16 protein-coding genes are annotated in these 13,475 nt (G+C 37.4%); 11 read left to right on the forward strand and 5 right to left on the reverse strand.

Annotated elements, in window-relative coordinates:
- Positions 1-30 precede the first annotated feature (30 nt).
- Complete coding sequence (locus ACE1CA_RS12075; RefSeq protein WP_413275912.1) at positions 31-243, forward strand: DUF2281 domain-containing protein; 213 nt, start codon at positions 31-33, stop codon at positions 241-243.
- Between the two features lie 12 nt (positions 244-255).
- Here ACE1CA_RS12075 and ACE1CA_RS12080 read toward each other — a convergent pair whose 3' ends face one another.
- Positions 256-1,368: an IS630 family transposase gene (locus tag ACE1CA_RS12080; RefSeq protein WP_486517970.1), complete on the reverse strand. Its 1,113-nt coding sequence runs from the start codon at positions 1,366-1,368 to the stop codon at positions 256-258.
- 108 nt (positions 1,369-1,476) lie between these two features.
- Here ACE1CA_RS12080 and ACE1CA_RS12085 point away from each other — a divergent pair, with 108 nt between their 5' ends.
- From ACE1CA_RS12085 to ACE1CA_RS12095, 3 genes are all read left to right on the forward strand, one after another.
- Positions 1,477-1,719: a hypothetical protein gene (locus tag ACE1CA_RS12085; protein WP_413279459.1), complete on the forward strand. Its 243-nt coding sequence runs from the start codon at positions 1,477-1,479 to the stop codon at positions 1,717-1,719.
- Between the two features lie 63 nt (positions 1,720-1,782).
- On the forward strand, positions 1,783-2,019 hold the full coding sequence (locus ACE1CA_RS12090; RefSeq protein ID WP_413279460.1) for a CopG family ribbon-helix-helix protein: 237 nt from the start codon (positions 1,783-1,785) through the stop codon (positions 2,017-2,019).
- Entirely contained in the window at positions 2,019-2,357 is a 339-nt protein-coding gene (locus tag ACE1CA_RS12095) for a type II toxin-antitoxin system PemK/MazF family toxin (protein ID WP_413279461.1), read from the forward strand. The genes ACE1CA_RS12090 and ACE1CA_RS12095 overlap by 1 nt, the downstream gene beginning before the upstream one ends.
- A 36-nt stretch (positions 2,358-2,393) precedes the next feature.
- Here the strand turns inward: ACE1CA_RS12095 and ACE1CA_RS12100 are convergent, their stop codons facing one another.
- The 4 genes from ACE1CA_RS12100 to ACE1CA_RS12115 form a co-directional block, all read right to left on the reverse strand.
- Complete coding sequence (locus tag ACE1CA_RS12100; RefSeq protein ID WP_413279462.1) at positions 2,394-2,618, reverse strand: hypothetical protein; 225 nt, start codon at positions 2,616-2,618, stop codon at positions 2,394-2,396.
- A 43-nt stretch (positions 2,619-2,661) separates the two neighbouring features.
- Entirely contained in the window at positions 2,662-3,441 is a 780-nt protein-coding gene (locus tag ACE1CA_RS12105; protein ID WP_413279463.1) for a Uma2 family endonuclease, read from the reverse strand.
- Positions 3,442-3,526: 85 nt separating this feature from the next.
- Entirely contained in the window at positions 3,527-4,750 is a 1,224-nt protein-coding gene (locus tag ACE1CA_RS12110) for a DUF4336 domain-containing protein (protein ID WP_413279464.1), read from the reverse strand.
- A gap of 131 nt (positions 4,751-4,881) precedes the next feature.
- Complete coding sequence (locus ACE1CA_RS12115) at positions 4,882-5,286, reverse strand: fasciclin domain-containing protein (protein ID WP_413279465.1); 405 nt, start codon at positions 5,284-5,286, stop codon at positions 4,882-4,884.
- Between the two features lie 215 nt (positions 5,287-5,501).
- Between ACE1CA_RS12115 and ACE1CA_RS12120 the strand changes: the two genes are divergently transcribed.
- The 7 genes from ACE1CA_RS12120 to ACE1CA_RS12150 all read left to right on the forward strand — a co-directional run bounded on the left by ACE1CA_RS12120 (position 5,502) and on the right by ACE1CA_RS12150 (position 13,329).
- Positions 5,502-5,909, forward strand: coding sequence for a hypothetical protein (locus tag ACE1CA_RS12120; protein ID WP_413279466.1), 408 nt, complete (start codon positions 5,502-5,504; stop codon positions 5,907-5,909).
- 295 nt (positions 5,910-6,204) lie between these two features.
- Positions 6,205-7,878 carry a hypothetical protein gene (locus ACE1CA_RS12125; protein WP_413279467.1) on the forward strand — a complete coding sequence of 558 codons (1,674 nt, stop codon included), beginning with the start codon at positions 6,205-6,207 and terminating at the stop codon, positions 7,876-7,878.
- Between the two features lie 122 nt (positions 7,879-8,000).
- Complete coding sequence (locus tag ACE1CA_RS12130) at positions 8,001-9,284, forward strand: tetratricopeptide repeat protein (protein WP_413279468.1); 1,284 nt, start codon at positions 8,001-8,003, stop codon at positions 9,282-9,284.
- An 82-nt stretch (positions 9,285-9,366) separates the two neighbouring features.
- Positions 9,367-10,383, forward strand: coding sequence for an aldo/keto reductase (locus ACE1CA_RS12135; RefSeq protein WP_413279469.1), 1,017 nt, complete (start codon positions 9,367-9,369; stop codon positions 10,381-10,383).
- 75 nt (positions 10,384-10,458) lie between these two features.
- Positions 10,459-10,659 (forward strand): hypothetical protein, encoded by a 201-nt coding sequence (locus tag ACE1CA_RS12140; RefSeq protein ID WP_413279470.1) that lies wholly within the window; start codon positions 10,459-10,461, stop codon positions 10,657-10,659.
- A gap of 57 nt (positions 10,660-10,716) precedes the next feature.
- Positions 10,717-11,874, forward strand: coding sequence for an AI-2E family transporter (locus tag ACE1CA_RS12145; RefSeq protein WP_413279471.1), 1,158 nt, complete (start codon positions 10,717-10,719; stop codon positions 11,872-11,874).
- A gap of 69 nt (positions 11,875-11,943) precedes the next feature.
- Complete coding sequence (locus ACE1CA_RS12150; RefSeq protein WP_413279472.1) at positions 11,944-13,329, forward strand: hypothetical protein; 1,386 nt, start codon at positions 11,944-11,946, stop codon at positions 13,327-13,329.
- Positions 13,330-13,475: the final 146 nt, after the last annotated feature.

Genomic DNA, 13,475 nt, shown 5'->3' on the forward strand with positions numbered 1-13,475 from the left:
AAATAAAAACGACTGAAAGAGGCAATTCTCATGACTATTCGTGATAGTGCGATCGCCAAATTACAACAACTTCCCGAACCACTCTTGCAAGAAGTGAGTGATTTCATCGATTTTATTACCCAAAAACATCTTGCCAAATCTGCTGAAAGCCAGAGTAAAGAAAAGCTTATCGAAGCATGGTTAAAATGGTTTGAAGGTGTCGATCGCTTAGAAGTAACCCCTACAGAACCAGCAAACGAATAAGCTGTTAAGCATTTAAACAGGGATAAGAGCATTACCTTTATTTTTAAGTTTTCGCTCCCATTTAATAATTAACTGTCCTTCATTTAAAAGTTGATGCAATAAATATTCTAATTCTTCGATTGATTTAAATAGTCGATTAGCAATAAATTCTTTTGCTGAATGCCAAACTAATTCAATTAAGTTATAATCCGGGCTATATTTGGGGAGAAACTCTAAATGAATATTGGGCATTTCGGCAGCAATTTTCTGGAGATATTCAGCTTTTTTGTGGAAACTAGCATTATCTAGAATTATCACTATTTTGGCTCCTTTTTCCGCAAATTCATCGGCTTCATTGCCAGCAGCTACCCATTCAGCAATCAATTCTTGATAAAACAGTTTTAGCACTTGATAAAAACTTTCTGAATTGCTTTTATCCAGAAACTCCACAAACCTTTTCTTGTCGGAATACCTCAGCCCTCCCATTACATTAATCCGACCCTTTCTTCGCTCTCCCCTCACCTCTTTTCGGCTACCTTTCTTACACCAATTCTTTCTTTTTATCACGCTTAAACTAAAACCGCTTTCGTCCCAAAACCATACTTGTAAACGTTCTGGGTTATCTTTTTCTATTTTTAAATATTCGGTTATCTTCTTTTTAAATTCTTTTCTTTTTTCCGGCTCTCGCTTTCCCTCTAAGCTGTACTTCGCCCAGAGGTAAACGAACTTTTTTTTCTCTAATATTCTCCTAACTTGCGACCCACTTAATTTTATTCCTGTCGTTTCTGCTAAATATGTTGCTAATCTTTCTGCTGTCCATCTGCCAAATTCGTATCCTAATTCTTTGGGTTCTTTATCTACTGTCTCTAATAATATTTCTCTATATTTATCTGTGGCTTTTTGATGATTCCCCTTCATCCTTTCATCCACTAGGCTTTCCAGATTATCTGGATCTCCATGTACGCACCAATAAGATACTTTATTTATTGAACAGCCCAGAAATTCCGCTATTTTACCTTGAGTTTTTCCATCATTTAGCAACAGTAACATCAGAATTCTTTCTCTAATGTTTCCATTTTCTTCATCTTTTAGGGCTTTTTGTAGCTTCTCTACTTGTTCTAAACTCAGATGATTCTTTGCTGGCATTCCCTGACTCATTTTGCTCGGTTGACTTTTCCATTTTACCCTATTTAAATGATTAACAGCTTATCAGCAACTCCTCATTAACAAGTATCGGCAACAAGGTCTAAACCTATGATTCTGTGTGATGCAGGAGTTTTATTTTGTCTAGTCGATCGCACTCAACCCCAGCATAATGCTTACAGAGATGCAGTTACACGATTAGCAAAACCTTTCGTTACAACTTGGTCATGTTTGACAGAAGCCATGTATCTTGACATTTCCACACCTATGACATTAGAAGAACTGCAAAAACAAGCACTGAAATTACCAATTAGCGATCGCCATCAGCTGATATTCAGCTTTGTAGGGACTTAGCTCTTGCAGTTTTGGTATAACCGAAGTATAACTAAAAGTGTAGTCGATTACAGTAAAAACCAAATGAAAACTGCTATTTCGCTACCAGATTCAGTTTTTGAAGAAGCAGAAGCACTGGCTAAACAGTTAGGCTTATCACGCAGCGAACTTTATACCAAGGCGTTGCAAGCATATTTGCAAAAATATAATCGTAATCAACTTTTGAATAAGCTAAACCAAGTCTATTCTGAAGAGTCTTCTGAGCTAGATCCCCTATTAGCAAAAATGCAATTTATGTCTCTGCCGCGTGAGGATTGGTAATGTATCGGGGAGAAATTTGGTGGGCGAATTTACCCGATCGAATAGGTTCGGAGCCTGGTTATCGTCGTCCTGTTTTGATCGTTCAAGATGACACATTTAATCAGAGCCGCATCAGTACAGTAATCGTCGTTATCATTACCTCAAATACTCACTTAGCAGAAGCACCAGGAAATGTATTTTTATCCTGTGAAACATCAGGTTTGCCTAGAGATTCTGTTGCTAATGTCTCTCAAATTTTGACGATCGACAAAACATTTTTGGTTGAGCGTGTTGGAACAATACTTGGCTATTTACAAGAGGAAATAGACGAAGGGCTAAGAACAATCTTGTACTTATAGCCCAGTACAAAAAGTCACCAATTACTAGTCCCCAATCTACTCCGTATCAAGAAATTCGCGGTACAAAGATTGCAGCAAATTATCTAATTTTTCTTCAGGACAACACTCAATTAACATTTCAAAAGCTTCAAATAATTTGGCGGCGCTATCTCCCAACAAAGGGCTTAATCCCCAAACGTCTTGCACCCAATCTTGAGGATTTGTCTCCTCAAAAATCATTCTTTCTAAAAGTTGCTTTGCTTCGGCTTTTGAAATAGACATCTGTTTTGAATCTAGCGTGTTTTATATATGAAATACGATCGCTCTAATCTAAATCAGGTTCAACACCCAGCGATCGCAATTGGGCAATTAATCTTTCTGTTCTTTGCCTTTCTTGTTCAGCTTTCTGCCTTTCTTGTTCAGCTTTTTGCCTTTCTTCTTCTGCGGGAATTAACATCCAATTACCATTTCGATCGTACCAACGTAACCAAAGTCTTTGGACATTTTGATATTTACCTTCCCAGACTCCTAAACCTAATTCTAAGCCGGGAATCCAAAAACGGGAATTAGATAAAGTTGTTTCCTGCAAAGTCTCGACATAGCGATCGCCTGTCAATTGAAACATCCTAAACTCAGACTTATAGCGATCGAATATGGCATAATAGGGTATTCTTAAAATCTTTTCGTAAACTTCCCATTTACTAGGAGGTTTTTCCACATCTCGCAATGTCTGACCTAAATCTTCTTTTTCGGTTCCAGGTGACAGTAACTCAACGACAATATAAGGATTAATAGCTTCTTGCCAGACGACATAACTTAAACGCAAATCTCCATTTTCATAAAGATAAGGAACACCTACAACTGCAAACCAATCTGGGCGTTTATGCCACAGTGGATGACGAGAATCATAGTAAAGATTCAAATCTCTAGCTGTAAATATTTCCTCGATCGGATAAACAGGAGGACGGAATGTTTCTGTTAATAATTGTGGTTGTAATAAATGAAATTGATCTGGCAAACCTGGTTCCTCTGGATCTTCGCTAGGAAGATCGTACATTGTTGGTAATGTTTCTTTCGCCGGGAGTGGCGGATCTGTTTGATACATTATTCACTATCCTAAATATCAAACTTTTTAGCCTAGCTATGTTTATTATATTCTATAGCATTACAATTTTTTTTAAGCTTTCAGCTTAAATTTTTTCCTTTGACGGTGGCACAATGCGAAGTTTGCTTAAAGCTTCATCTAGTTCTCTAAGTAGTTGAAAATCTTCTTCTGGCAGAGGTTTAGTAGCACTAATCAAATCATTACTAACAGCAGGATTTTTTTCTAAAAAGCTGAATGCTTGGCGAAATTGCTGGGGAGTTGCGGAAATTGGTGCATCAAAATGACAGGGAATAATTCTGTGAAAATTCCATTGGGTAACTTGATTTGCCCAATTAATTGTTTCCTGTGGTGCGCGATTCAAAATTAAAGCTTGTAAGATTGGTGCTACTAACAAATTACCATCTCTTCGGAGGGCGTTAAATGAATGTTGCCAGCCATTTTTCCACTTAAATGGATAGATGCCAAAATATGCTTTTTTGGAGCGATCGCTAACTTTAAAAGAATTCAAAAATGCTTTTCCTAATTCCACAGTTTTCATTGCACTAGGACGGAAATAAAAGGCAAATAATGAGATACGTTGCCATCCTTTACGGCGGTTAGCTTCGTTGTCCTCAACAATAGAAAAAGCATCATCTTTGGCGTGAAAAAGTAAGGGATAAGGTTCAATTTGAACGATTTCTGGGGGATTTTCTGGGACAGAAATTATTGAGTCAGTTACTAGGAGAGTTTGCGATCGCTTGTGGAAAAAAGCTACCTCGCCAAATGAACCTAAACCTAATCCGATCGGGCCTAAAATTTTATAATCAAACTCATCAGCAAAGGGAGTTTTACTGCTATCATCGGGGAGAATTTGAGTGCGTTTTGCCGGAAAACCTAACCAACTTAAAGGTAAAGAAATGGGAAAACTCCATTGACCTGGGGCGATGAAAATTTCGGCTTGCGGAAAACGTCTGGCAAAAGGGCCGACAAAAACTTTATGTTCCAAACCGGAAACAGTGGGCAAAATAATATATTTTACCTCGCCATATTTTGCCACCAATTCTTTAACTAATCGAATACATTCTAAAGTCGGGGCAACTGGCGCATAGATTAACAAACCTCCTGATTCTAATCTAACAACAGTCATCCTGATGGGTACGGCAACATAAAAAATGCCTTGTAATTGATCGAAAGTCCAAATAGTATCTGCAACTATTTCTTTGCGAAGAGTCCGCCTCCTGTTGTATGGATAAAGCGGTAAAACAGGCCAAAAAGCCCATGAAATATCTTTATAATTAATAGTTTGTTCCTGTGTTTCTTGCGCTGTCATATCAATTTCATCTATTTTAGAATCGCTTTACTTAATTTCTAAAATACAATTTCTAGTTTGTCCAGTGGGTCAGACATTACTATTTTAAGCAGTAGAGACGTTGTATTCAACGTCTCTACCAAATGAAGAAATTAACCCATCAATATGACGCGATCGATGACGTGAATTACACCGTTATCTGCTTCAATATCTGCGGCAATAACTGTGGAATTTTTCACTTCAAAAGTATCATCAGAAAAATGAAGGGGAATCGGCGAACCTTCCAAAGAAGTGACAGATCCTAGTTTAGCCAAATCTGCTTTCATTAATTTTCCGGCAACCACATGATATTTGAGAATTCTACCTAACTGAGGCAGGCTTTTCACCAAAGACGCAACTGTTCCATCTGGTAGTTTGGCAAAAGCTTCGTCATTAGGTGCAAAAACTGTAAAAGGGCCAGGACTTTTTAGCGCATCGACTAAACCAGCAGTTTGGACAGCTACCACTAAAGTCTGGAATGAACCTGCGCTAACTGCAATATCAACTATGTCAGCCATGAGTTTCAGTTTATCTACTATAAAGATGCCTTATTGAGCTTATTAATATTCCTCCGAGCAGAAGCGCGTTGGATTCTTCGCTCAATTTGTCACATTAGCATGAAGCGAGTCTCCTTGCTAGACAATACAAAATGTTTTGCTTGGAGGAACAAAAACGTTAGCTAAATAGTCGATTTATCATAGCATTGTAAGAGTTTGTCAAAGTGAGATCAAAAATGAATATTACTAAATTTCTGCTACCTTTGGCGATCGCCAGCAGTTTTATTTCTCAAGCAGCTTTAGCCGGAGGAACTCTAGCTTTAAATGAAATAATGCCTTTAGTTCAGCAATCCAGCAAACTGAACAATGAAGTAAATACTGCTTTGCGCCAAGCAGGTAAAAAACCTTCAGATATTACCTGTGTTGGAGTTAGATTGGGAAGTCAATTTGGGCCTTTGAGTGCTTCCAGAGTTGCACCTTTTGAATGTAACTTTGGTAATAATAAAATTCTGAAAATTGAAGCTGAAAATTTGGTAAATTTAAGAAACGGACACTCAATATTTTTAACTCAATTTTCCGAGTTCCAATCAAAACCTGAACAAGCTGAGTTAGCCTTTCGGTTGAAGTCTTGGAATTGGCAATAAAGGGGATTGGTGATTGGGGACTAGGGACTGAGAAGTTTTAGATTTTGGCATTGAATGTAGTAAAGCAAAATTTCTCAGTCCTGAATTTATTATATAAAATGAATGTTCCATAAATTGTTTAAATTTCAATAATTTGGTTGAATAATCAGATAGGACAAAGTAAGCGGAGTTTTTTGTATACACTCCATGTCGATGCAAAATAAGTCTAAACGATCGCTTAAATATTGACGCGATAAATTATATGATAGATGTTACCTGACAGGCAGAACAAATTTACAATTTGTAGGTAGACTCCATGAAAACTAGCAACGAAAACAACGGTCTGAGGGTTGCAGAAAAGGTATCAGTTGGTGCTAGTGTGGCTGGGACGCTGGCTGCGATTTGGTCACAACAGATGATTGTGGCAGCGGCTCCTCTGACTTTAGCACTGTCGCTGAATTTGATCAACAGAGGAAAATTTCAGCAAAAGTTAGAAGAAGATATTACGGCGATCGTTTCGGAAATTGACAATCGAATCGAACAGGTAGATAAAGAAGTTGCTGGGGAAGTGCGATCGCTACAAGCTTCAGTTCAAGATTTATCGGTTGCTAATAAAAATCTAGATTCTCAACCTATCAAATCAGAAATTTCTGAGCTACAAAAACAATTTTTTAGTCTAGAGGAAGTTTTGAGTAACCTTACTTCCACAACAACTAAAGAAAAAACCGAAATTCCAGTAAATCTAGATAAATTCGATCCGACTTATATAGAACAACAAATTGCTGAATTGCAAGCAGCAATTGTTGAATTTAAAGGCATTATTTACCAAAATAGCAACCAGGATGAAATCGCAAAATTGCAAGCAGATATTGCTAAGTTAAGCACTGATTTTAAAGAGCAGACCCAGTTACAACAAATAACAAAATTAAAACAAAGTATTGACTCAATTCAACAAAAAATAGCTGAACTACCGACTACAACGGCTAGTATTGATACCAGTTATGTAGAACCAGAAATTAACCAACTAAAACAAACTTTATCCCAGCTAAAATCTGAGTTTAGGGAGCGGGAGTTACAACAAGTCTCTGAGTTAAAACAAATTACAGATACAGTACAAGAAAGACTAGCTACATTAAGTTCTGCTACAAGTTTTGATGCTAGTTACTTAGAAAAAGATATCAAACAATTAAAAGATTATTTTGCTGGGTTGTCTATCGATATTAAAGAAGGTACGACGGCGCAACAAATAGCAGAAATAAGACAAACTGTAGAGTCGTTGCGCCAAAATTTAGTACCGCAAAAACCGGAAGCAGACAATGGAAAAATTACACTCGATCTCAGTTACTTAGAACAAGAAAATCAACAGCTAAAATTAGAAATTGCCTCTCTCAAACAACAATTAACTACTTCAAATGAACAAGTAGCAATGATTCCTCAATTGTTAGAAAATTTTGCTCAAATGCAGCAACAATTGCAGGAATTACAGCAAAAAACTGAGGAATTAACCCCTAAAGCTCCTCATTTTCCGCCAAGTAAACCCCCCGAACCTGTGCAAAAAAAAACTGATAAATTTGTTATTTCCAGATTCACCCAATTTTCCACTTACTATAACAGTGGAAAATTGAGTTTTGAGTCAATCTTACGAATAGCTGAGGAAAATGGCATTGGGGAAGAGTTGCAATTAATACTAAAAACCGCAAGTCAGCACCAATTGACTGTTGATTCTTGGCCTACTAATTTAATGGTTAGTCCGTCTAAATCTCGAATGCTATCTTTACCTAGTAATGCTTCAAAATGCTTGTTTGTAGTTTCAGCAAAGCCTTCTGATGAGGGAAATTTGCAATTGTGGTTATCGCCAAATACGATCGCTAAATTTTACCCAACAAACAAGCATAATATTTCTTCAATTTTTGGTGATGAAGGTTGGCGAGAAATGAATAAAGCTGAGGTGGAAAACTTTGTTGTTAGTTTGAATCAGTTGCTTGGCTGATTAATTTACCTTAAAGTAAAAGATATTTTAAATCTAAATCCTGTTGCTAGTAAGTATAGGCTTGAGGCGCAGGATTTTTGCTATGAGCTAAAGTAATAAACAGAGTTAGGTGAATTGGTAACATGGATCGAGAACAAGAGTTTTACAATCGGGGATTAGAAAAGGCGCAAGCGGGAGATTTTGTCGAAGCAGTGCGAGAGTTCGATCGCGTTTTGCGAATCAATCCCCAATTCGTTGAGGCATATTATAAACGGGGAAGATGTCGTTTTGAATTGGGCGATACCACAGGCGCATTAGTTGACTACAACCAAGCTTTGCAATTACAACCGGAAAGAACAGAAATTTATTTAAGTCGCGGATTGACTAAATTAGCATTAAAAGACAATGCTGGGGCGCTTGCTGATGCGGAACAAAGTTTGAAATTAAATCACAATTTAGCTGCTGCTTATAGTTTGCAAGGAACCGCTTTACGTCGCTTGGGAAATTTAGCAGAAGCGATCGCCTGTTTTAAACAAGCTGCTAACATTTATTTGGCAGAAAAAGATAAGCAAAATTGTCAACGTTGCATTGATAATATCACCGAAATTCAAGCCGAACAAAATCGTGCCAAAACTGCATTAGCTACCCATACTAATTTTTATTATCAAGTTTTACAAAAAGTGCAACGAGGCGAATTAAGGCAAGCTTGGGAAGATTTAAACTGGTTAATTCAAACCGATCCTAATGATGCTCAAGCACATTCTTATCGAGGAATGGTGTTAAGTAAACTCGGCTATCATCAACAAGCAATTGCTGATTTAAATAAAGCATTACAACTCAATACCCAAAATTTACAAGCTTATTCTTACAGGGCAATTGTTCGCATAGAAATAGGTGATTATGGGGGCGCAATTAATGATTGCAATCAAGCATTACAAATCGATCCTAATTATATAGATGCTTACATTTATCGGGGTAACGCCCATCATAAATCTGCAAATCATCATTTAGCAATTGAAGATTATTCTCGCGTAATTAAAGAGAAATCAGACGATCCACAAGCTTATTATCACCGTGCAGCGGCGCGTTTAGATTTTGAAGATTTGAAAGGCGCAATAGATGATTATCAACAAGCTGCTAATATTTACTTTAATCGGGGAGATTGGCAAAAATATCGCGAAGCATTAGATCAAATTAAAAAAGTTCAATCTCGTCCTCAACGTTCGCCAAGAAAAGATTCCTCTGATTACTTCTCTCAAGCAAAATCTACATCTTTGACAGAGTTACAAAATCAATTGATTAGATTGGTTGGTGGATATCGAGATATTGCCGATCGTTTGGTGGATATTGCCCGTTATAAATATCCCGGAATGCCGGAAGAATGGTATTGGGAAAAGGCAATTCAAGATTTGGAGAACGATCGCTAAATCAGCAAATGTTTATTTTATACAACAAAATGCTAAAATATATGGCATCTGCTTTTAACATTCACAAGGAATTTAGTAGTAGATGTTAACCACATCAAGCCGATTACAATTTACACCAGATTTGAATATTTGTCGCATCTTAAATGGAATGTGGCAAGTGTCTGGCGCACATGGAAGAATTGACCCAAAAGCTGCGATCGAAACAATGTTTAAATACGTCGATGCAGGCTTTACAACTTGGGACTTAGCCGACCACTATGGCCCAGCAGAAGACTTGATTGGCGAATTTCGTCGTTACCTGGTTGCTAACAGTGGAGAAGCCGCATTATCTAATATTCAAGCTTTCACTAAATGGGTACCAAGACCAGGAAAAATGACCCGGAAAATAGTGGAAGATAATATTGATATTGCCCGACGCAGAATGGGAGTAGAATCTTTAGATTTAATGCAATTTCACTGGTGGGATTATGGTGATTCTAACTACTTAGATGCCCTAAAATACATGGCAGAATTGCAACAAGAAGGAAAAATAAAGCATTTAGCTTTAACCAATTTTGATACAGAACATTTGCAAATTATTTTAGAGCATGGTATCGAAATTGTTTCCAACCAAGTGCAATTTTCTATAGTCGATCGCCGTCCCGAAGTCAAAATGAGCCAATTTTGCGAACAACACGATATTAAACTTTTCACTTACGGGACTGTTTGCGGTGGCTTTTTATCAGAAAAATATCTCGGTCAACCAGAACCAAATCCGACAAGTTTAGAAACAGTTTCTCTGCGAAAATACAAAAACATGATTGACGCTTGGGGAGGTTGGAGTTTATTCCAAGAATTGCTTGAAGTTTTGCAAAGAATTGCCAGCAAACACCAAGTTAGTATTTCCAATATTGCCGTCCGTTATATACTTGATAAACCAGCAGTTGGAGGGGTAATTGTCGGCGCGAGATTGGGAATTTCTGAACATATTGCGGATAACGCTAAAGTGTTCGATTTTAGCTTGGATCGAGATGATATTGAACAGATCGATACTGTAACCCAACAATCCCAAGATTTATTTAAATATATTGGTGATTGCGGTGACGAATACCGACGATAATTGTAGTTCAAATTTACCAAAGATCGGGGAATTTTAGAACTTAAAAACTTCCCCTTCATTTACGGAAATAAAGCAATGGAAAACAAAGCCGAATTTATTGTTAAAATATTTGTTCTTTCCGCAGTTTTGTCAGTAATAATTAAATACGTCTGTCCCTATTTCAAGGTTCCCGCAGCATCACAAATTGCCCTGATAATTGTGTTATCGCCTACTGTAGTATTAGCGATCGCTCTTTGGTGGCGATATCAACAACAGCAAAAATCAATTAATGGGTAAATTTAACCAACCTTACTTTAAAATGAATTCAATAACTAAATTAACTATTAGGGAGTAATGACAGTGAAATTCGGTCAAATAATCGGCCTATTAGTTCTTATTATTTGTTTATATGTACTTTGGGAAATTCGGCAAGTACTTTTGTTAGTATTTGCAGCTATTGTTTTCGCCACTTCTTTAAATCAATTAGTCCGCTGGTTCACCAGAAGATTAAAAGTACCTAGATTTTGGTCAGTAATTGTTTCCTTGTTTTTGTTTTTTGCCGTTGCTATTGGCTTTTTCTTTTTAATTGTACCGCCTTTTATCACTCAATCTCAAGAACTGATAGAGCTATTTCCGAAAGCGATCGACCTTTGGAATACCAGACTCAGACAACTTATTAATAACTTACCACCTTGGATAAATCAATTCATACCTCGACCTACTATTAACACAGGATCTTTTCGACCTAGCCAACAATTATTTCAACAATTACAACCTTTAATACAATCATTAGTTGGCGGTGCTGGTGTATTTGTTTCCAATACATTAGGGATGATTTTGAGCTTTTTATTAGTAGTAATTTTAACAATAATGATGTTAGCTCAACCCTTAGCTTATCGCAAAACATTTGTGCGGCTATTTCCCTCTTTTTATCGACGGCGAGTAGAAGAAATTTTAAATGAATGCGAAGTAGCATTAGGAAAATGGGTAATTGGTGCAATCATCAGTATGACTTTGGTTGCCTTCTTAAGTTTTATTGGACTCTCAATTATTGGCGTTAGATTAGCCTTGGCACAAGGAGTTTTAGCAGGTTTACTCAACTTTATTCCCAATATTGGCCCGACATTAAGTGTAGTTTTACCGATGGGTGTTGCACTATTAGATAATCCTTGGAAATCTCTATTCGTGTTAATTCTTTACATATTTATTCAACAATTGGAAAGTAATTTCATTACTCCTTATGTAATGGCACAACAGGTAGCACTTTTACCAGCAATTACCCTAATGTCTCAAGTTATTTTTGCCACATTTTTTGGATTTTTGGGATTATTATTAGCTTTACCAATTACAGTTGTGGGACAAGTTTGGATTCAGGAAGTCTTAATTAAAGATGTGCTCGATCGATGGGGTAAAAAGAAAGAAGATTTGACAACTGAAACCGTAGTAATACCAAATGAGTTGCCATCGCAAGAATTAGCAGCAGAAAATCCGCAGCTTAAAGAAGATGAGTAAAATATTCAAGATCGGCAAAGTTAAAAGATGTGGTAAAAAGGTGTTTGGTAATGAGAAAAATTGGCAACCATGAAAAAACGTTTATCTTTGCTATTACCACTTTTGTTCTTCTTTCCCCAAGTTGCTAAGGCACAAGAAAATCCCTCCATACCTTCATACCAATCAAGTGAAAATGCTAATTTTTGGCAACCAGCACAGCAACTAGTACAGGAACAAATTAATTTAGTTTCTCGCTTAGAAAAGGCGATCGCAAGTGCCGATCCAGAGTTTCTCAGAGGAGTGCGATCGCAACTTTTCTTTCACACCTCAGCAGTCGATCGCTTCCTCAGACGTTACTATGCTTCCCCAGTAGATCTTTGTCGATCTGTTAGTTTAGGAAACTCAACTAACCTACCACCATTCGTTAATTTAACATCCGAACAACTACAACTTTACTGTTACCTTTACATTTCCACCAATACATTAGAAACTCTCAAACCAATCATCGATCGCAGGTTAGTTAGTTTGGGTGACGTACAACCAATTTCTCCCCCTCCAATCTCCCCTTTGCCTTCACCAGAACCGCCTATAATTGGGAGAGAAGCAAAACAACCAATAGAGGGATATTTACCGCCTGTTTTACCTGCGATCGATATTTCCATCCAAGCAACCACCCCACTTTTAACTAGCAGAAGATTACTCTCCCAAGCAACCGCACTTTTTCCCCCTCCAACTAGGTTTAATTTTCCCAGTCAACTAACAGAAGATCCTTACGATATTCCCGAAGCAATTAATCAATTATACAGTCCATTTCTCGCATTAGAAAACACAGGAATTGCCCGAATATTACCAGCAGAATTTTATCGCCAAGACGCGAAAGAATTACGCAGTCGATTATTAGCTAGTAGATTAGAACGTTTTCCTTATCCACCTTTAGCCGAAACAGGGGTATTTCTGCCACGTTTAGAAATTCAACTGGATAACGATCAATTTCAAATTGTGCAGCAAGGATTAAATTACGGCTTTATTGAAGACTTAGGAGATGTACCAATTGAAAATCTGGATGCTAAGTTATTAAATATTGCCGAACCTACTAGAGAATTTTTCCTAAAATATCAACCACCTGATAGATTGGAGGCGTTGCAGATCGATCGTCGCTTATTCATCACAGGCAAAATTGAAGACTTATGTTGTGTTAAACTTTTTGCCCGATCGCCAGCAGTTTTAAACCACACTTATTTAGTCAGAACCTTGCAATTCCAACTACCAGAAGTAGTTTTAAACAACGAACGAATTACCAAAAGACAAAGGCGCAACCTAGAATTATTACTAACAACACCTAGCAGCGATTTATTAATTGCCTTTCGCCCAATTTCGCGCAATCCAGATGGTAGTTATACAGTACTTTGGCGCATCTTAAACCGCTTCCCCGATCCTCAAATCACCGACTTAGTAAATTATGTAATTTTGGAATAGAAATATTTTTTTACCACAGATATCCACAGATGTAGGCGTAACCTTCCCGTAGGACAGGCATCTTGCCTGTCATTCCCAGCCTGTCATTCCCAGCCTGTCATTCCTAGCTTTGGCACGATTAATTATATAATGAGAATCATTCTACA

It is taken from the genome of Floridaenema evergladense BLCC-F167, assembly GCF_041929205.2.
In the GTDB taxonomy this organism is placed as follows: Bacteria; Cyanobacteriota; Cyanobacteriia; order Cyanobacteriales; family Aerosakkonemataceae; genus Floridanema; species Floridanema evergladense.